16 protein-coding genes are annotated in these 19,163 nt (G+C 64.5%); 12 read left to right on the forward strand and 4 right to left on the reverse strand.

What is annotated here, in order from left to right:
* Positions 1–63: 63 nt before the first annotated feature.
* The 7 genes from CXR03_RS06970 to nrdR all read left to right on the forward strand — a co-directional run bounded on the left by CXR03_RS06970 (position 64) and on the right by nrdR (position 8,633).
* On the forward strand, positions 64–354 hold the full coding sequence (locus CXR03_RS06970; RefSeq protein WP_104102975.1) for a YggT family protein: 291 nt from the start codon (positions 64–66) through the stop codon (positions 352–354).
* A 155-nt stretch (positions 355–509) separates the two neighbouring features.
* Positions 510–1,229, forward strand: coding sequence for a DivIVA domain-containing protein (locus CXR03_RS06975; RefSeq protein ID WP_104054686.1), 720 nt, complete (start codon positions 510–512; stop codon positions 1,227–1,229).
* A gap of 139 nt (positions 1,230–1,368) precedes the next feature.
* Positions 1,369–1,998, forward strand: coding sequence for a signal peptidase II (gene lspA / locus CXR03_RS06980; RefSeq protein WP_258073543.1), 630 nt, complete (start codon positions 1,369–1,371; stop codon positions 1,996–1,998).
* A gap of 5 nt (positions 1,999–2,003) precedes the next feature.
* A complete protein-coding gene (locus tag CXR03_RS06985) occupies positions 2,004–2,930 on the forward strand; it encodes an RluA family pseudouridine synthase (RefSeq protein ID WP_104104024.1) in 927 nt (308 codons plus the stop codon).
* 86 nt (positions 2,931–3,016) lie between these two features.
* Complete coding sequence (gene dnaE, locus CXR03_RS06990; RefSeq protein ID WP_104102976.1) at positions 3,017–6,553, forward strand: DNA polymerase III subunit alpha; 3,537 nt, start codon at positions 3,017–3,019, stop codon at positions 6,551–6,553.
* Between the two features lie 40 nt (positions 6,554–6,593).
* Entirely contained in the window at positions 6,594–7,946 is a 1,353-nt protein-coding gene (hisD, locus tag CXR03_RS06995) for a histidinol dehydrogenase (RefSeq protein WP_258073544.1), read from the forward strand.
* A 201-nt stretch (positions 7,947–8,147) separates the two neighbouring features.
* The gene (nrdR, locus tag CXR03_RS07000; RefSeq protein WP_104102978.1) at positions 8,148–8,633 is read left to right on the forward strand and encodes a transcriptional regulator NrdR; all 486 of its coding nucleotides are present in this window, start codon (positions 8,148–8,150) and stop codon (positions 8,631–8,633) included.
* Positions 8,634–8,780: 147 nt separating this feature from the next.
* On the opposite strand, the gene ppgK is transcribed toward nrdR, so the two are convergent.
* Both ppgK and map read right to left on the reverse strand, forming a co-directional pair.
* Positions 8,781–9,584: a polyphosphate--glucose phosphotransferase gene (gene ppgK, locus CXR03_RS07005; RefSeq protein WP_104102979.1), complete on the reverse strand. Its 804-nt coding sequence runs from the start codon at positions 9,582–9,584 to the stop codon at positions 8,781–8,783.
* 38 nt (positions 9,585–9,622) lie between these two features.
* Entirely contained in the window at positions 9,623–10,501 is an 879-nt protein-coding gene (map, locus tag CXR03_RS07010; protein ID WP_104102981.1) for a type I methionyl aminopeptidase, read from the reverse strand.
* A gap of 130 nt (positions 10,502–10,631) precedes the next feature.
* Between map and CXR03_RS18130 the strand changes: the two genes are divergently transcribed.
* Positions 10,632–10,808 carry an SPOR domain-containing protein gene (locus tag CXR03_RS18130; protein ID WP_146067205.1) on the forward strand — a complete coding sequence of 59 codons (177 nt, stop codon included), beginning with the start codon at positions 10,632–10,634 and terminating at the stop codon, positions 10,806–10,808.
* Positions 10,809–10,842: 34 nt separating this feature from the next.
* On the opposite strand, the gene panB is transcribed toward CXR03_RS18130, so the two are convergent.
* A complete protein-coding gene (gene panB / locus CXR03_RS07015) occupies positions 10,843–11,730 on the reverse strand; it encodes a 3-methyl-2-oxobutanoate hydroxymethyltransferase (RefSeq protein ID WP_104102982.1) in 888 nt (295 codons plus the stop codon).
* 196 nt (positions 11,731–11,926) lie between these two features.
* Here panB and glnA point away from each other — a divergent pair, with 196 nt between their 5' ends.
* From glnA to CXR03_RS07035, 4 genes are all read left to right on the forward strand, one after another.
* Positions 11,927–13,267, forward strand: coding sequence for a type I glutamate--ammonia ligase (gene glnA, locus CXR03_RS07020; protein ID WP_104102984.1), 1,341 nt, complete (start codon positions 11,927–11,929; stop codon positions 13,265–13,267).
* Positions 13,268–13,283: 16 nt separating this feature from the next.
* A complete protein-coding gene (locus CXR03_RS07025) occupies positions 13,284–16,301 on the forward strand; it encodes a bifunctional [glutamine synthetase] adenylyltransferase/[glutamine synthetase]-adenylyl-L-tyrosine phosphorylase (RefSeq protein WP_104102985.1) in 3,018 nt (1,005 codons plus the stop codon).
* Positions 16,302–16,513: 212 nt separating this feature from the next.
* On the forward strand, positions 16,514–17,905 hold the full coding sequence (locus CXR03_RS07030; RefSeq protein ID WP_237686826.1) for an amino acid ABC transporter substrate-binding protein/permease: 1,392 nt from the start codon (positions 16,514–16,516) through the stop codon (positions 17,903–17,905).
* On the forward strand, positions 17,902–18,630 hold the full coding sequence (locus CXR03_RS07035; protein ID WP_104054677.1) for an amino acid ABC transporter ATP-binding protein: 729 nt from the start codon (positions 17,902–17,904) through the stop codon (positions 18,628–18,630). Before CXR03_RS07030 ends, CXR03_RS07035 begins: the two co-directional genes overlap by 4 nt.
* A gap of 284 nt (positions 18,631–18,914) precedes the next feature.
* On the opposite strand, the gene CXR03_RS18135 is transcribed toward CXR03_RS07035, so the two are convergent.
* Positions 18,915–19,139, reverse strand: a complete 225-nt coding sequence (locus tag CXR03_RS18135; RefSeq protein ID WP_146070468.1) for a hypothetical protein — start codon at positions 19,137–19,139, stop codon at positions 18,915–18,917.
* Positions 19,140–19,163 lie beyond the last annotated feature (24 nt).

The following is a 19,163-nucleotide window of genomic DNA, read 5'->3' on the forward strand; positions in this document are numbered from 1 at the left end:
CGGGCCCGCAGTAGCGGGATCTCCCCGGATCGCTACGGCCTCCCCTGAAACGAAACAACACGCGTGAGTATTATTTTTGCCCTGCTGTATGTGCTGCTGGTGATCTTTCAGTTCGCTCTGTTCCTGAGGATTGTCTACGACGCCGTCCAAATCTTCGCCCGCCAGTGGCGCCCCAAGGGGCCGGCCCTGGTGCTGGCGTCCCTCGTCTACGGGGCCACAGATCCGGCTATCCGGCTGCTGCGCAGGTTCATTCCCCCGCTGCGCCTGGGCGGGATCTCCCTGGACCTGGCCTTCATCGTGTTGTTCATCGTTGTTGCCATTGTGAAGCAGATCGTCGCGGGCGCCCTCTTCTAGGGGCGGCGGTGTTGCGGGTCCGGTTAGTGTTCCTTCCCCGGAAGATATACTGTGAAAAAGAATAAGACCCCTTAGATTTTTATGTTCGATATTCTGTACGTAGAACCGTCTGCTGAACTCGCAGGCGAATCTTATAACCAGTGTGAGGTGACCAGATGGCTCTGACGCCAGAAGATGTTGTCAATAAGCGGTTCCAGCCGACCAAGTTCCGTGAAGGCTACGATCAGGACGAGGTTGATGACTTTCTCGATGAGATCGTTATTGAGCTGCGCCGTCTGAACGCAGAGAACGAAGACCTGCGCAGCCAGCTCGCGGAATGCCTTGCCGGCAAGTCCGGTGAAAGCACCGCTGTTCCCGCTCCGGTCTCGGCTGCGGCCAAGACCGAGCAGGTCACGGCCCCGGTGAAGGAAGAAAAGAAGCCCGAACCGGTCAAGGCCGAGGAACCGAAGGCCCCCGCCGCCGCCAAGGCTGAAGAGCCCAAGGCAGCTGCTCCGGCCCCGGCCGCCGCAGCACCGGCTCCCGCAGCCGCCGCACCCGCTCCGGCAACTGCTGCCAGCAACACCGAGACCGCCGCAGGCATCCTGGCGATGGCCCAGAAGATGCACGATGACTACGTGGGCGCCGGTGTTGAGCAGCGCGACAAGATCATCGCAGAAGCACAGATGGAAGCCAGCGGGCTCGTTAGCGAAGCGCAGGACAAGAGCCGTAAGATCCTCAGCAACCTGGAACAGCAGAAGGCTGTCCTGGAACGCAAGGTTGAGCAGCTGCGCGGCTTCGAGCGCGACTACCGTTCACGTCTGAAGGCCTACATTGAAGGCCAGCTGCGTGATCTGGATGCCCGCGGATCCGTTGCCTCGGAGACCGCCGACGCGTAACCGGAACACCACCGCGGCACCACTGGTGCACTAAACTGAATATAAGCACGGGCCGGCTGGCCGGGACGCCCCGGTCAGCCGGCCCGTTGTTTTGGCAGCGGCCCGCGTCCCGCCCCGTGCCACAACGAATGAAAGCACCATGACGAAATCTTCTGAGGAACCTGTGTCCGCGAAATCCGCTGGAAGCACCGGTGAGCATGTACGCCCGGCCTGGTCCGGGTATGCCCTGATCATGGCGGCGTGCGCCGCACTCGGGCTTGGAGTAGACCAGCTCACCAAGTGGTGGGTTGAATCCACCATGACGCTCGGCCAAGTCACAGACGTGCTGCCGCCGCTGCTGCGCTGGCACTATATCCTCAACCCTGGGGCCGCTTTCTCCATCGGCACCGACTACACATGGGTGTTCACCATCATCATGGTGGCCGTGTGCGGTTTCCTCGTGTACCTCATGCTGAAGGTCCGCTCCGTGTCCTGGGCTGTAGCCCTGGGGCTGGTCCTGGGCGGGGCAGCGGGCAACCTGACGGACCGGCTGTTTCGTGAACCCTCGTTTGGGCAGGGCCACGTGGTGGACTTCATCGCTCTGCCCAACTTCGCAATTTTCAACATTGCAGACACCTGCGTGGTCTCCGGCGTGATTCTCGTCTGCCTGCTGACGCTGCGGGGAGTGGGCCTGGACGGTGTGCGGACCCCTTCAGGCACGGCACCGGAAACGGGCAGCACCGAGGAAACCGGCACCAAGGACATACAGAACGGCAAAGACAACAAATGAACGAGATTCACACCGTCCTGCAGATTCCGGATGAGGCTGACGGAGGAAGAGCGGATGCCGTCCTCGCCAAGCTCCTGGATGTCTCCCGCTCCACCGCCGCCACCTGGTTTACCGACGGCTACTTCAGCATGAACGGCCGGTCGCTGGGAAAGTCCGACCGCCTTTCGGCCGGAGACCGGGTGAGCGTTGACATTCCCGAGCAGCGTGACCCGCTCGCCGTCGTCGTTGAACCGGTGGAAGGCCTGAAGATCCTGGCCGACGACGACCACTTTGTGGTCATCGACAAGCCCGTGGGTGTGGCCGCGCATCCCTCGCCCGGCTGGGTAGGCCCCACCGTGGTGGGCGGACTGGCCGCAGCCGGCTACCGCATTTCCACCTCCGGGTCCCCTGAACGGCAGGGCATCGTCCACCGCCTCGACGTGGGAACGTCCGGCGCCATGGTGGTCGCCAAGACCGAACATGCCTACACGCTGCTGAAGCAGGCCTTCAAGGAACGCACCGTGGAGAAGATGTACCACGCCGTGGTCCAGGGCCTGCCGGACCCGCTGCGGGGGACCATCGACGCACCGATCGGCCGCCACCCTTCCTATGACTGGCGCTTTGCAGTGCTGGAAGGCGGACGGCCCTCCGTTACCCACTATGAGGTGCTGGAAGCCTTTGGCAAGGCGTCCCTGGTGGAGGTGCACCTGGAGACCGGGCGCACCCACCAGATCCGGGTGCATTTCTCCGCCCTGAAGCACCCCTGTGCCGGAGATCTCACCTACGGTGCGGAGGCTAAGCTTGCGGCTGAGCTGGGCCTGACCCGGCAGTGGCTGCATGCCCGCAAACTGGCGTTTGCGCACCCCGGCACCGGTGAACGCGTGGAAGTTCTCAGCGAATACCCGCAGGATCTTCAGTACGCACTGGATGCCCTGCAGCGCGGCGACGTCTGAGGCTTCCGCCCGGAAGTGACGAAGGCTGTCAGCCGGACGGCGGCGTGCCGTCCGGCTGCCGCTTTAACCCGGCCTAGAATGGTTCGGTGGCTTCAGCAACTTCTTCGAAATCGTTTGTCCATCTTCACAACCACACCGAGTACTCCATGTTGGACGGCGCAGCCCGCCTGACGGACCTCTTCAGCCACGCTGAAGAACTCGGCATGAACGCCGTGGCAACCACGGACCACGGATTCGTGTTCGGAGCTTTCGACTTCTGGAACAAGGCCCGCAACGCCGGCATCAAGCCAATTGTGGGTGTTGAAGCCTACCTGACGCCGGGAACCGCACGGTCGGACAAAACCCGTGTGAAGTGGGGCGACGGCGGACGCAACGATGTCTCCGGTGCCGGCGCCTACACCCACATGACCATGTGGGCGGAGACCACCGAGGGCATGCACAACCTCTTCCGGATGTCCTCCCTGGCGTCCCTGGAGGGTTTCCTCTACAAGCCCCGCATGGACCGGGACCTGCTGCAGACCTACGGCAAGGGCCTCATTGCCACCACCGGCTGCCCCTCAGGGGAAGTCCAGACCAAACTGCGCCTGGGCCTGTACAAGGAAGCCGTCCAGGCGGCGTCGGATTTCCGGGACATCTTCGGGCCGGAAAATTTCTTCTGTGAGCTGATGGACCACGGCCTGGACATTGAACGCAACGTTCAGGCCGACCTGATCAAGCTGGCCCGTGAACTGCAGCTGCCGCTGGTGGCCACCAATGACCTGCACTACACCCACGCAGAGGACGCTTCCGCACACGCAGCACTGCTGTGCGTGCAGTCCGGCTCCTCCCTGGCCGACCCCAAGCGCTTCAAGTTCGACGCCGACGAGTTCTACCTGAAATCCCCGGCGGAAATGCGCGCCATCTTCCGCGACTATCCCGAGGCCTGCGACAACACACTGCTCATTGCCGAGCGGTGCGACGTTGAGTTCAACACCAAGGCCAACTACATGCCGCGTTTCCCCTGCCCGGAAGGGGAGAATGAGGAATCCTGGTTCGTCAAAGAAGTGGAAGCCGGCTTGCACCGCCGCTACCCGAACGGAATCAGCGACGACGTCCGCAAACGTGCCGACTATGAGGTGGGCATCATTGCCCAGATGGGTTTCCCGGGCTACTTCCTGGTGGTGGCCGACTTTATCAACTGGGCCAAGGCCAACGGCATCCGCGTGGGTCCGGGCCGAGGCTCCGGCGCCGGTTCCATGGCCGCCTACGCCATGGGCATCACCGACCTGGATCCGCTGCAGCACGGTCTGATCTTCGAGCGGTTCCTGAACCCTGACCGTGTTTCCATGCCTGACTTCGACGTCGACTTCGATGATCGGCGCCGCTCCGAAGTGATCCACTACGTCACCGAGAAGTACGGCGACGAGCGCGTGGCCATGATCGTCACCTACGGCACCATCAAGGCCAAGCAGGCGCTGAAGGACTCCTCCCGTGTCATGGGCTATCCGTTCTCCGTGGGAGAGCGCCTGACCAAGGCCATGCCGCCGGACGTCATGGGCAAGGGCCTGTCCCTGCAGGACGTCCACAACAAGGACGCCAAGCGGTACGGGGAGGCCGAAGAACTGCGCGAACTGCTGCGCACCGATCCCGACTCCCAGCGCGTGTTCGACACTGCCCTGGGACTGGAAGGCCTCAAGCGCCAGTGGGGCGTGCACGCCGCCGGCGTCATCATGTCCTCGGACCCTTTGATCGACATCATTCCGATCATGCGCCGCGAGCAGGACGGCCAGGTCATCACACAGTTCGATTACCCCACCTGCGAAGGCCTGGGGCTGATCAAGATGGACTTCCTTGGCCTGCGAAACCTGACGATCGTTTCCGACGCGGTGGAGAACATCAAGAATAACCGCGGCGAGGACCTGATCCTCGAGGACCTCCCGCTGGACCTGAAGCCCGCCTACGACCTCCTGGCCGGCGGCGAGACCCTTGGGGTGTTCCAGCTCGACGGCGGGCCCATGCGGTCGCTGCTCAAGAGCATGCGTCCGGACAACTTTGAAGACATTTCCGCCGTCATCGCCCTGTACCGGCCGGGCCCGATGGGCGCCAACTCCCACACCAACTACGCCCTGCGTAAAACCGGTCAGCAGGAAATCACTCCGATCCATCCGGAGCTCGAGGAACCGCTGGCGGAGATCCTGGGCACCACCTACGGCCTGATTGTCTATCAGGAGCAGGTGATGGCCATCGCCCAGAAGGTGGCCGGGTTCAGCCTCGGCCAGGCCGATATCCTGCGCCGCGCCATGGGTAAGAAGAAGAAGTCCGAGCTGGACAAGCAGTACGCCGGCTTCCATCAGGGCATGGTTGACCGCGGATATTCGGAGGCGGCCATCAAGGCGCTCTGGGACATCCTGCTGCCCTTCTCCGACTATGCCTTCAACAAGGCCCACTCGGCCGCCTACGGTGTGGTGTCCTACTGGACCGCGTACCTGAAGGCGCAGTACCCGGCCGAGTACATGGCTGCCCTGCTTACCTCGGTGGGTGATGACAAGGACAAGCTCGCCCTGTACTTGAACGAGTGCCGCAAGATGGGCATCACGGTGCTGCCGCCGGATGTCAATGAGTCCAGCGTGAACTTCACGCCTGTGGGCAAGGACATCCGCTTCGGCATGGGCGCCATCCGCAATGTGGGCGCCAACGTGGTGCAGTCCATGGTGTCCGCCCGCGAAGAAAAGGGTGCGTTCACCAACTTCAAGGACTTCCTGATGAAGGTCCCTGCAGTGGTCTGCAACAAGCGCACCATTGAGTCGCTGATCAAGGCCGGGGCCTTTGATTCCATGGGCCACGCCCGGCGTCCGCTGGCGATGATCCACGAAGAGGCCATCGATTCCGTCGTCGTGCTCAAGCGCAACGAAGCCGTGGGCCAGTTTGACCTCTTTGCCGCCATCGCGGACCAGGAGCCGGAGGACTCGATCAGCATCGAGATTCCGGACCTGCCTGAGTGGGAGAAGAAGGACAAGCTTTCCTTCGAACGGGACATGCTGGGCCTGTATGTGTCCGACCACCCGCTGCAGGGTCTTGAGGGAATCCTCAGCCAGCACGCCGATTCTTCCATCACCAACATCGTGGGCGAGGAAGGTCCGCCCGACGGAGCGATCGTCACCATTGCCGGGATGATCACCTCACTGCAGCGCAGGATTGCCAAGAACAGCGGCAACGCTTACGCCCGCTGTGAGATTGAGGACCTGGCCGGCTCCATGGAGGTCATGTTCTTTGGCCAGGTGTACGGGCCGATTGCGGCAGTACTCGCCGAGGACCTGATTGTGGTGGTCCGCGGCAGGCTCCAGCGCCGCGACGACGGCGCCGTGACCCTGAACGCCCAGGAGCTTACGGTTCCGGACCTGAGCGAGGGCCACTCCGGCCCGGTGGTGATTTCCATGGCCACCTACAAAGCCACGGAAACCGTGGTCACGCAGCTCGGTGACGTACTCCGGACCCACCCGGGAACGTCGGAGGTGCAGATCCGGCTCAACGGGTCACGGACCGTGGAAGTCATGAAGCTGGGGGTTGACCTGCGGGTGAACCCCACTCCGTCCCTGTTCGGCGACTTGAAGGTGCTGCTGGGCCCAACCTGTCTGGACGTGTAGCAAAGCGGCAGCGGGGCCGGTGGGGCAGTAGAATGGACCCGTGACTTCTTCCAGCCCCGCAGCCGTCAGCACGTCCTTCCGAACCCTCGACCTGCGCGGCCGGCATCTGTCGACCGCGGCACTGAAGCAGGCGATGCCGCGTGCGGAGACCACCACCGACGTAGCCTCCGACGCCGTCGCCGCCATCATTGCCGACGTCCGCTCCCGCGGTTACAACGCGCTGAGCGAGCTGGCAGCCCGGTTTGACCGCGTGGAGCAGCACCGTCCGCTGGTTCCCCGCGCGGCGCTGAAGGAGGCCCTGCAGGAACTGGACCCCCAGGTCCGTGCGGCGCTGGAGGAATCCATCCGCCGCGCCCGGCTGTTTGCCGACGCCCAGCGCCCCCGGAACACCGACCTGCAGATAGGGCCCGGTGCCAACGTGGCCCAGAAATGGATTCCGGTCCGCCGCGTGGGCCTGTACGTGCCCGGCGGCCTCGCCGTTTACCCGTCGTCGGTGATCATGAACGTTGTCCCCGCCCAGGCTGCCGGCGTCTCTTCGCTGGCTCTGGCTTCTCCGCCTCAGCCGGCCTTCGGCGGCCTGCCGCACCCCACCATCCTGGCAGCGGCAGAGCTGCTGGGTATTGAAGAGGTGTACGCCATGGGCGGCGCCCAGGCCATTGCCGCCTTCGCCTACGGCGTTCCCGCCGCGGGGGACAACCCCGAGCTGGAACCGGTGGATGTGGTCACCGGACCGGGCAACGTCTACGTGGCCACCGCCAAGCGCCTGGTCAAGGGCGTCGTGGGAATCGACGCAGAAGCCGGACCCACCGAGATTGCCATCCTGGCCGATGCCGGGGCAGACGCCCGTCTGGTGGCCGCGGACCTGATCAGCCAGGCCGAGCACGACCCGAACGCCGCCTCGGTGCTCGTCACCGACTCCGCTGAGCTGGAGCAGCGGGTACGGGAAGAACTGGACCGTCAGGTACCGGCGACCCGCCACCGCGAGCGTGTCGCCACCGCACTGTCCGGTCCCCAGTCCGGGACCATCCTGGTGGAGAACCTGGAGCAGGGCATCGAGGTCTGCAACGCCTACGGAGCCGAGCACCTGGAAATCCAGACAGCCAACGCAGAAGAAGTATCTGCGCGCATCACCAGCGCCGGCGCCGTCTTTGTCGGCAGCTACAGCCCGGTCAGCTTGGGCGACTACTGCTCCGGCTCCAACCATGTGCTGCCCACGGCGGGCACTGCTGCCTTCTCTTCCGGCCTGAATGTGACCACCTTTATGCGCGCGATCCAGGTCATCAACTATGACCGGGCTGCCCTGGCGGAAGTAAGCGGGCATGTGGTCGCTCTCTCCCGTGCAGAGGACCTGCCCGCGCACGGTGACGCCGTATCCGTGCGGTTTTCTTCCTGACGCTGCGCTGACGCAAACGCCGAACCACCATATGTAGTGCAGACGGGTACTACATATGGTGACGAGCAGTTGGTGATGGGCCGTTCCGGACCCTAGAATGAGTGCGCAGCCGGCGCCGTGCCGGTTTGTACGAGTTCCTTCCGGGGCTTGGCGGCAACAAGCTGCCGTCCCGGACCCTGGACCCCAGCGAAAGGACACCGGATGTACTGTCCGTTCTGCCGCAACGCTGATTCCCGCGTCGTGGACAGCCGCCTGGCCGAGGACGGCTCGGCGATCCGCCGCCGCCGCCAGTGCCCGGAGTGCGGCCGCAGGTTCAGCACTGTTGAGACCACCAGCCTGAGCGTTATTAAACGGTCCGGTGTTGGGGAGCCGTTCAGCCGCGGGAAGGTGATCAACGGCGTGCGCAAGGCGTGCCAGGGCCGGCCCGTGAGCGAAGATGACCTGGCCATGCTCGCGCAGGAGGTGGAGGAATCCATCCGCGCCAGCGGCGTGGCTGAAATTGATGCCCATGAGGTGGGCCTGGCCATTCTCAAACCTCTGCAGAAACTGGACCAGGTGGCCTACCTGCGTTTCGCAAGCGTCTATCAGGCCTTCGAATCGCTGGAGGACTTTGAGGCCGCCATCGCTGTGCTGCGCCAGGATTCCCTGCACGGTTCGTCCGCTCCGGCAGGCTCCCGGGGCCGCTGACAACGCTAAGTCGAATCTTTCTCCGCACGCGGACCAGGAGCGGCCAAAAAGGGCGGCAGCAGGATCATCCTGCTGCCGCCTCTCTTATGGGCCGCCGCGGCTGTCCGGCGCCCGGCTCAGCCGCTCCCGGCCTGTGTCTACCTGTGTCTACTTAATGAATTTGAAGTGCAGGGCAGCCTGCAGTGCAGCGCCCACAATGCCGGCGTTGTTCTTGAGGTTGGCCGTGACCAGCGGGGTGCGGAGGTTCAGCAGCGGCAGGAAGTCCTCGCTGCGCTTGGAGATGCCGCCGCCCACCACAAAGAGGTCCGGCGAAAACAGGAACTCCACATGGGAGAAGTACCGCTGCAGACGCTGCGCATATTCCTCCCAGCTGATGCCGTCGCGTTCCCGCGCCGAGGCTGAGGCCTTGGACTCGGCGTCGTGCCCGTCAATTTCCAGATGACCGAGTTCGGCGTTGGGAACCAGCATGCCCTTGTAGATCAGCGCCGAACCAATACCGGTGCCGAGGGTGATCACCAGGACCGTGCCGTCCACCTCTCGGCCGGCGCCGTAGCGGGCCTCCGCCAGGCCTGCCGCGTCGGCGTCGTTCATCACCTGGACGTCGCGGCCGAGCGCCTTGGTGAGCAGCGTGTCCACATCCGTATCAATCCAGCTTTTGTCCACATTGGCCGCGGACCGGGCAATGCCGTGGGAAATGATGGCCGGGAACGTGACACCCACGGGGACGTCGGGTCCGGGGCCGCCCTTCCGGGAGGACAGTTCTTCGACAATCTGCGCCACGACGCCGGCTACCGCTTCGGGGGTGGCAGGCTGCGGGGTGGGAATGCGGTAACGGTCACCAATCAGCTTGCCCTTGGCCAGGTCGACGATGCCGCCCTTGATGCCAGTGCCCCCGATATCAATTCCAATGACGGCGTCGACATGCTTGTCGGACTTGTGCTTCTTGGCCATGGGTTCTCCAGTAGTAGTTCTCAGCTCGGACTAACAGGTCAGGGAAGGGTCAGAACTTCGGCGCCGGAGTCCGTCACGAGCAGCGTGTGCTCAAACTGGGCGGTGCGTTTGCGGTCCTTGGTAAGGACGGTCCAGTTGTCATCCCACATGTCCCACTCAATGGTGCCGAGAGTGAGCATAGGTTCAATCGTAAACACCATTCCCGGTTCGATCAGCCTGCTGTAGGCGGGCGCGGCGTCGTAATGGGGAATGATCAGGCCGGTGTGGAAGGCTTCACCGACGCCGTGGCCGGTGAAGTCACGGACAACACCGTAACCGAAACGCTTGGCGTAGGACTCGATGGTGCGGCCGATGACGTTGATTTCCCGTCCGGGCATGACGGCCTTGATGGCACGGCGGAGGGATTCCTGCGTGCGTTCCACCAGCAGCCGGGACTCTTCATCCACGTCTCCCACGAGGAAGGTCCAGTTAGTGTCCCCGTGCACGCCGTTGATGTACGCGGTGATGTCGATGTTGATGATGTCGCCGTCTTCCAGCACCGTGGTGTCCGGAATGCCGTGGCAGATGACCTCATTAACGGAGGAACACAGGGACTTGGGGAAGCCGCGGTAGCCCAGCGTGGAGGGGTAGGCGTGGTGGTCCAGGAGGAATTCATGGCCTATGCGGTCCAGCTCGTCCGTGGTGACGCCGGGGGCGATGTGCCTGCCCACTTCCACGATGGCCTGGGCGGCAATCTTTGAGGCCGCCCGGATCTTTTCGATGATTTCAGGGCTCTTGACCTCTGAACCGGTGAAGGGCGTGGGAGCTTCCTTGTCCACGTATTCCGGTCGCGGAATCGAGGCGGGAACGGGACGCCGCCGGCTCACGATTCCCGGAGTGAGACGGCCAAGGGGTGCAGTGGCAACTGTGTGGGGCATACCATCGATCTTATCGCCGCACGGCTGTGCCGCGGCACGCCGACCCCTCGGCCGGAGCTCCGGAGCGTCTGTATGCGGCCGGAGCAAAAGTTCTGGGAAGAATACGCACCACGTTCAAGGAGATCCGATCATGACCGAATACTGGTTCAACGTTGTCACGCACGAGGTTGAAAAGGGCCCCCAGTCCGACTGGACGAAACTGCTCGGCCCGTACAAAACAGAGGAAGAGGCGCAGTCGGCTCTTCTGAAGGTGCAGCAGCGCAACGAAGCCTGGGACAAAGAGGACGAAGAAAACCGCAGCTGGTAGCGGCTCCCGCCGCGGGCGGGCCAAACCGCACCGGCTAAAAGCTGTGCTCCGGGCCGGGAAAGGTTCCGCTGCGTACTTCATCCGCATAGCTCCGGGCAGCAGCTGCCAGTACTGAGCGGACGTCCGCGAACGCCTTGACGAACCGCGGCTGCTTGCCGCTGCGCAGGCCTGCCATGTCCTGCCAGACAAGGACCTGTCCGGTGGTGGCGTTGCCGGCGCCGATGCCGATGGTGGGAACCGCGACGGCGGCATCCACCTCGGCAGCGACATCGGCCGGCACCATTTCCATCAGGACACAGAAGGCGCCTGCTTCGGCCAGGGCGGCGGCGTCGTCGAGCACTGTGTGCCGGGCGTTCCCGCGCCCCTGTACCCGGTAGCCGCCCAGGGCATGCTCACTCTGCGGCGTGAAGCCCACGTGGGCCATGACGGGGATCCCTGCCGCCGCCAGCGCCCGGACGTGCGGCGCGTAAGCCGCCCCGCCCTCCAGCTTGACGGCGTGCACCAACCCCTCCTTGAGCAGCCGTATCGAGGATTCCACGGCCTGTGCGGGGGAGACTTCGTAGGAGCCGAAGGGCAGGTCGCAGACCACCAGGGCGCGGCTGGCTCCCGCCGTGACGGAGCGGGCGAACACGAGCATCTCTTCCAGCGTGATGGGCAGCGTGGTGGCGTGGCCCATGACATTGTTGGCGGCCGAATCACCCACCAAGAGCACTTCGATGCCGGCCTCGTCAAAGATGGCGGCGGTGTACTGGTCGTAAGCGGTGAGCATCGCAAAGTGCTCCCCGGAGTCCTTGAACTGCTGCAGGTGCGGGATGCGGATCCGGCGGGGCTCGGGCCGGTTCTCAGGATCTCCGGGAGTGCCGGAAAGAGGCGGGCTCCCGGGATCCGGCGCGTACGGAGCGGGCTGTTGCGCATCGGTCATGACCCGAGCGTACTAAACACGCGCGGCGTTGCCGCCGTTCTCCCGAAAGCCGCCGGCGTCCGCCGTAACGCAGGGTCCCCTTCAGGGCCTGCGGCGGCAAAAGGCCCGAGGATGGGTAGAGTGAACCCAGGCTTGTAATGCTGGGACGGCACCGGAGGATCCGGGCCGTCCCACCGTCTGAAGAAAGAGGGTAGGGATGAACCGCCAGCAGGAATTCGTTTTGCGCACCATTGAAGAGCGAGACGTCCGGTTTGTGCGGTTGTGGTTCACCGATGTTGTGGGCACGCTGAAGTCCGTAGCCCTGGCCCCGGCCGAAGTCGAAGGCGCGTTTGAAGAGGGCCTGGGGTTCGACGGATCCTCCATTGAGGGACTGGCACGCGTTTTTGAATCAGACATGCTGGCCCAGCCGGATCCGTCCACCTTCCAGATCCTTCCCTGGCGCGGAGACTCCGAGCAGACCTCGCGCATGTTCTGCGACATCCTCACCCCCGACGGCCAGCCCTCCGCGGCCGATCCCCGCAACGTGCTCAAGCGCCAGCTCGCCAAGGCCGCGGACATGGGCTTCACCTGCTACACGCACCCCGAGATTGAGTTCTACCTGCTGAAGTCCGATGAGCTCGGGCCCGACGGCGAACCCGTCCCCGTAGACCGCGCCGGCTACTTTGACCACGTGCCCGGCGGCGTGGCCCAGGACTTCCGCCGCACCGCGGTGTCCATGCTGGAAGCCGTAGGCATTTCGGTGGAGTTCAGCCACCACGAGGCCGGTCCCGGCCAAAACGAGATTGACCTGAGGTACGCGGACGCCCTGCAGACGGCAGACAACATCATGACGTTCCGCACCGTGGTCAAGGAAGTGGCCCTGACCACCAACTGCTACGCCACGTTCATGCCCAAGCCGTTCTCGGATCATCCGGGTTCCGGCATGCACACGCACCTGTCCCTGTTCGAGGGCGACACCAACGCGTTCTTCGAAGCCGGCGCCGAGTACCAGCTGTCCCGCACCGCCCGCCAGTTCATTGCCGGCATCCTGCGGCACGCACCGGAATTCACTGCCGTCACGAACCAGTTCGTGAATTCCTACAAGCGCCTGTGGGGCGGCGGGGAGGCGCCCAGCTACGTGTCCTGGGGCCACAACAACCGTTCCGCGCTGGTCCGGGTGCCGCTGTACAAGCCGGGCAAGGGCCAGTCCGCGCGGATTGAATACCGCGGCATCGACTCCGCAGCCAACCCGTACCTGTCCTACGCCGTTCTGCTCGGTGCCGGGCTCAAGGGCATCGAAGAAGGCTATGAGCTTCCCGCCGGCGCCGAGGACGACATTGAGAGCCTCTCGGTTGCCGAACGCCGCGCCATGGGCCTGGATCCGCTGCCGGCATCCCTGCATGACGCCGTCCGGGCCATGGAAGAGTCCGAGCTGGTGGCCGAGATCCTCGGTGAGCAGGTCTTTGAGAACTTCCTGCGCAACAAGCGTGCCGAATGGAACGAGTACCGCCAGCACGTCACCCAGTTCGAGCTGAAGAAGAACCTGGGCATTCTCTAGAGATGGAGGGCATCCCGTGAGTCTCACCCGCCGGCTGATCGCCGCAGGCTTCAGCGACCTGGACAAAAGCAGCCGTTTCCTGCAGGCTCCCGAGCTGGACGGGCTTGATGAGCAGGCGCTGTTTACCGGGTTCCTGCAGGCCGCGGATCCGGATATGGCGCTGCAGTCGCTGGTCCGGCTGCTGGACCGCGTTCCCTCGCTGCGGGAGCTGGTTGAGGCGGGCGAACAGGAAAGCGAGGCCCTCTTCAGGCTCCTGGGTGCTTCAGAGGCGCTGGGAGAGTTCCTGATGCGCCACCCTGAGGCAGCGGACAGCCTGCGCGCTCCGCTGCGTGCCGAACCCGCGGAGGTGCCCGGGGACACCCTGCGGGCCTCGCTGCTGGAATCCGTCAAGGCCGGTACCGGCAGCGCACCGGTGGCCGGACTGACGGGAACGGAAGCCTACGTTGCCCTGCGGGCCAGATACCGCAGGCACCTGCTGGACCTTGCCGTGCGGGACCTCGGTTCCGCCTCGCCCACCGACGTGCTGCCCGCCGTCGGGCGCGAGCTCGCAGACCTTGCGGGTGCCGCTCTGGAAGCGGCGCTGGCTGTCTCGCGTGCCGAGCTGGCCACCAGCTACGCGGCAGAGGATATTTCCCGGGTGCGCCTTGCCGTCATTGCCATGGGCAAAGCCGGTGCGCGGGAACTCAACTACATATCCGACGTCGACGTCATCTACGTGATGGAGGCTCCGGGGCTGGACGAGACGCTCGCGTCGCGGATAGGAACCGCTCTGGCGGCGGGGATCTCCCGTGCCATCAACGCCTCCGCCCCCGAGCCGGGACTGTGGGAAGTGGACACCAACCTGCGGCCCGAGGGCAAGGACGGGCCCCTGGTCCGCACCCTCGATTCACACCTGAGCTACTACTCGCGCTGGGCGCACACCTGGGAGTTCCAGGCGCTGCTCAAGGCCCGTGCCGCGGCAGGGGACCCGGACCTCGGCCGCCGGTATGAGGAGGCAGTGGCGCCGCTGATCTGGTCCAGCACCGAGCGCGAGGGCTTCGTGGAAGCTGTACAGGCGATGCGCCGCCGGGTCACAGACAACATCCCCGCCCACGAAGAAGCCCGGCAGCTGAAGCTGGGCAGCGGCGGTCTGCGCGACGTCGAATTCACCGTCCAGCTCCTCCAGCTGGTCCACGGGCGGACCGATGAAACCCTGCGCGTGCGCAGTACGACGGCGGCCATCGCGGCGCTGAGCGAGGGCGGCTACATCGGACGCACCGATGCCGTGGACCTGGATGCCGCCTACCGGTACCTGCGCGTGCTCGAACACAGGATCCAGTTGGTGCACATGCGGCGCACGCATCTGATGCCGGAGTCCGAAGCGGCCCTGCGGGCACTGGCCAAGGCCGCCAGCGGATCGCTGGCCGTTGGGCGTCCTACGGCGGAACGGCTCACCGAGACCTGGCAGCGCACCAAGCGGCTGGTGCGCCGTCTCCACGAAAGTATCTTCTACCGGCCGCTGCTGAATACGGCATCGAACCTCAGCGCGGATGAGGTACGGCTCACGCCGACAGCCGCGCAGGCCAGGCTGGCTGCACTGGGCTATGCGGACCCCAAGGGGGCCATGCGGCACATCGAGGCGCTGACCACCGGCATCAGCCGCCGGGCTGCCCTGCAGCGCCAGCTCCTGCCCGTGCTGCTGGGCTGGCTCGCCGACGGCGTGGATCCCGACGCCGGCCTGCTGGGCTTCCGGCGCCTCAGCGAATCGCTGGGAGAGACCCACTGGTACCTGGGAATGCTGCGTGACTCGTCAGCCGCGGGGGAGCGGCTGTGCTCCATCCTGTCCTCCAGCAGGTTCATCACCGATTTGCTGGAGGTCTCGCCGGAAGCCACGGCCTGGCTGGATACTGACAAATTCCTGGTGCCGATGACCTTCGACGCGCAATGGCAGGAAATCCGGTCGAAGATGTCCCGCCATCCCAAACCGCAGGAGGCCATGCGGCTGATCAGGCTGATCCGCCGGCGCGAGATGCTGCGGATTGCGCTTGCCGACAGTGCCTGCCTGCTTACCCAGGAAGAGGTGGGCCAGGCGCTCGCTGACGCGGACCGGGCTGCGGTCCTGGGGGCACTGCACGTTGCCGAAGGCGCCGTGCTGGAGCAGGAGGAGAAGCTCACCGACATGCTGGTGGTGGCGATGGGCCGGCAGGGCGGGCGGGAAATCGGCTACGGATCCGATGCAGATGTCCTGTACGTCCACCGGGCACTGCCCGGAGCGGATCCCGGGGCTGCACAGTCCCAGGCCGAGCGCATTGTCGGGCAGCTCTCGGCCCTGCTGCAGCAGCCGTGCACGCCTGCCATCCTGGCAGAGAAAGTGCTGGTCCTGGATGCCGGCCTGCGCCCGGAAGGACGCAACGGGCCGCTGGTCCGCAGCCTGGGGTCCTACCGCGAGTACTACAGCCGCTGGTCGCTGATCTGGGAAGCGCAGGCATTGCTGCGGGCCCGGCCCATGGCCGGCAGCGACGACCTCGCCGCCGACTTCATCGACCTGATCGATCCGATCCGCTATTCGGCGGGCGTCAGTGAGCACGACATTGTGGAAGTCCGGCGCATCAAAGCACGCGTGGAAAACGAACGCCTGCCGCGCGGCGCCGATCCCTCGCGGCAGCTCAAGCTCGGCCGCGGGGCGCTCAGCGACGTCGAGTGGCTGGTGCAGCTGCTGCAGCTTGAACACGCAGGCACCCATCCTGAACTGCGCACCACATCCACGCTCCCGGCACTGGATGCCATTGCTGCGGCGGGTCTGATTCCCGAGGCGGACACAGCGATCCTCCGCGAAGCCTGGCTGCTGGCCAGCAGGATCCGCAGCGCCAACGTCATCAGGGGCGGACGTTACCCGGACGTGTTGCCTTCCTCACGCCAGGAACTGGAAGCTGTGGCCCGCTGGTGCGGTTACGGGGCGGGACAGGGCGGCGTTCTGGAGGAGGATTACCTCCGGATCACGCGCCGTTCAAGGGCAGTTTTTGAGCGCTGGTTCTACGGCTACAACACGCACTGACACCTGCTTCGACGGCGGGCGAATCCCGGCCCGCCACCCTCCCGGTTAGTTCCTGAGCTCCCGGCTGGGTAGGCTCTATGAGGCATTATCGGCATTTCTGTGCCGATTCGGAACATCTAGGAGACGTTTTCACCTTGCAAACCGGCACACGGGCCCGTCGAGGCCCGGCTAAGCTCGCCGCCCCGTTCATAGCGGCGACCGCGGCCATCGCACTGCTCCTTGGCGTCCCCGCAACCGCGGCCTACGCCGCTGAGGACCCCAAGACCGTCGAGGGCGAAAGCTTCTCCGTCGGCACGGACACCACTTTCGCGCCCTTTGAGTTCCGCCAGGACGGCGAACTCGTGGGCATCGACATGGACCTGCTCAACTCGATCGCCGAGGAAGAGGGCTTCACCGTCGACATCCGCTCCCTCGGGTTTGATGCGGCGCTCCAGGCGCTGCAGTCCAACCAGGTGGACGGCGTCATTGCCGGCATGTCCATCACCGAGGAACGCCAGAAAACTTTCGACTTCTCCGACCCGTACTTCGAGTCCGGCATCCAGATGGCCGTCGCCGAGAACAACAATGAGATCACCGGCTACGAAGATCTCGCCGGAAAGCGTGTGGCGGTCAAGACGGGCACCGAGGGCCAGACCTTCGCGGAGTCCATCAAGGACCAGTACGGTTTCACCGTGGTGGCCTTTGCCCAGTCCGCGCAAATGTACGACGACGTCAAGTCCGGCGGCTCCGTGGCCGTCTTCGACGACTACCCCGTGCTCGCCTACGGCATCAAGTCCGGCAACGGTCTGAAGACCGTCACGGACAAGGAAGTTGGGTCCTCCTACGGCTTTGCCGTGAACAAGGGCACCAATCCCGAACTGCTGGCGGCCTTCAACTCCGGCCTGGCCGAGCTGAAGGACAGCGGCGAATACGACGAGATCCTGGACCGCTACCTCGAAGCAGGTGCTGAAGACTCCAGTTTCTGGTCCCTAGTAACGGACAACGCTCCGGCCTTCGCCAAGGGCCTGGGGCTGACGCTGCTCGCCACCGCACTGTCCCTGGTCTTTGCCCTGGTGCTCGGCGTGCTCTTCGGCTTCTTCAAGGTCAGCCACAACGTGATCCTGCGCGGCATAGCCACCACCTACGTGAGCATCTTCCGCGGCACCCCCGTCCTGGTGCAGGCGTTCTTCTTCTACTTCGGCCTGCCGCAGCTGATCGGACAGCCGGTGGACGTGCTGACCGCCGGCGTGCTGACGCTGTCTCTGAACGCGGGTGCCTACATGACGGAAATCGTGCGCGGCGGCATCCAGTCAGTGGATCCGGGGCAGATGGAAGCTGCACGCAGCTTGGGCCTCGGCTACGGAAAGACGATGCAGAAGGTCATCATCCCGCAGGCCGTGAAGATCATGACGCCCTCCTTCATCAACCAATTCGTCATCACCCTGAAGGACACATCGCTGCTGGCGGTTATCGGCTTTGCCGAACTCACGTACCAGGCCCAGCAGATCTATGCCGTGAACTTCCGCACCGCCGAGGTGCTGCTGATCGTGGGTGCCCTGTACTTCATCGTCATCACGCTGCTGACCAAGCTGGCGGATGTACTGGATAAGAGGTTTAACAAGTGAGCAAGATCGTCACCCGCGGACTGCGCAAGTCCTACGGCACCAACGAGGTTCTCAAAGGCCTCGACGTCACCGTTACCGAAGGCGAAGTGGTCTGCGTTATCGGCCCCTCCGGCTCCGGCAAGTCCACCTTCCTGCGCTGCCTGAACAAGCTGGAAGACATCACTGCCGGTGAGGTGGAGGTCAACGGGGTCAGCATCACCGATCCCAAGGTTGACCTGAACAAGGTCCGCCAGAATATCGGGATGGTGTTCCAGCACTTCAACCTGTTCCCGCACATGAGCGTGCTGCAGAATGTCATGCTCGCGCCGCTGGAGCTGAAGAAGGGTTCCAAGGCCGAGGTGCGGGCCAACGCCCTGCGCCTGCTGGACCAGGTGGGTCTGGCGGACAAGGCCGATGCCCGCCCCGCGCAGCTCTCGGGCGGCCAGAAGCAGCGTGTAGCGATTGCACGGGCACTGGCGATGGCACCGGACATTATGCTTTTCGACGAAGCGACCTCTGCCCTTGACCCTGAGATGGTGGGCGAGGTGCTGCAGGTCATCCGCGACCTCGCCAAGGCCGGCATGACCATGGTGGTGGTAACCCACGAAATGGGCTTCGCCCGCGAAGTGGCGGACCGGGTGATCTTCATGGCGGACGGTCACATCGTGGAGGAAGGCGACCCCGAGACGTTCTTCTCCTCACCCAAGCATCCCCGGCTGCAGGATTTCCTGGCCAAGGTGCTTTAGCTCCGCTTACCTCACCGGCACCTCTGGTGCGACGACGGCGGCCGTTCCCTTCGGGGGCGGCCGCCGTCGTCGTTAAGGCCGCTGCCGGCCCGATCAGAAGGTGATCAGACCCACGTTGAATTGCTGCAGAAGCCGCTCCTAGACTTGTCGGTGGCAGGTATTTGTTGGCGATCCAGCGAAAAAGATCCGCACGCCAAACACCGCCCCGGAGTGGATGAGCGCCCCTGCGCCGTCCGTGAACTCCCGACTCTCTCCGGTCCAACGGCAGTGCGCCGCACCGGAAATCAACAGTAACCATTGGAGGGATCCATGCTCAGGCATGCCGCAAAAACCAGACAACGCACCCAACGTTCGGCAACCGCCCACATCACGGCAATCGTGGCAGGCTGCGCCCTCGTGACCGGCGGTGTTTCAGCCGCCGAGATCAGTATGCTCAACAATTTCCCTGCTGACACCTCGTCGGTGAACACCCAAATGGTGCCCTGACCGGCACGCGGCTTGCTGTTCATACAGAGCTGATTTTCACCCCGGAT

The sequence above is a fragment of the Arthrobacter sp. 08Y14 genome, assembly GCF_002929455.1.
GTDB classification, from domain to species: Bacteria; Actinomycetota; Actinomycetes; order Actinomycetales; family Micrococcaceae; genus Arthrobacter_B; species Arthrobacter_B sunyaminii.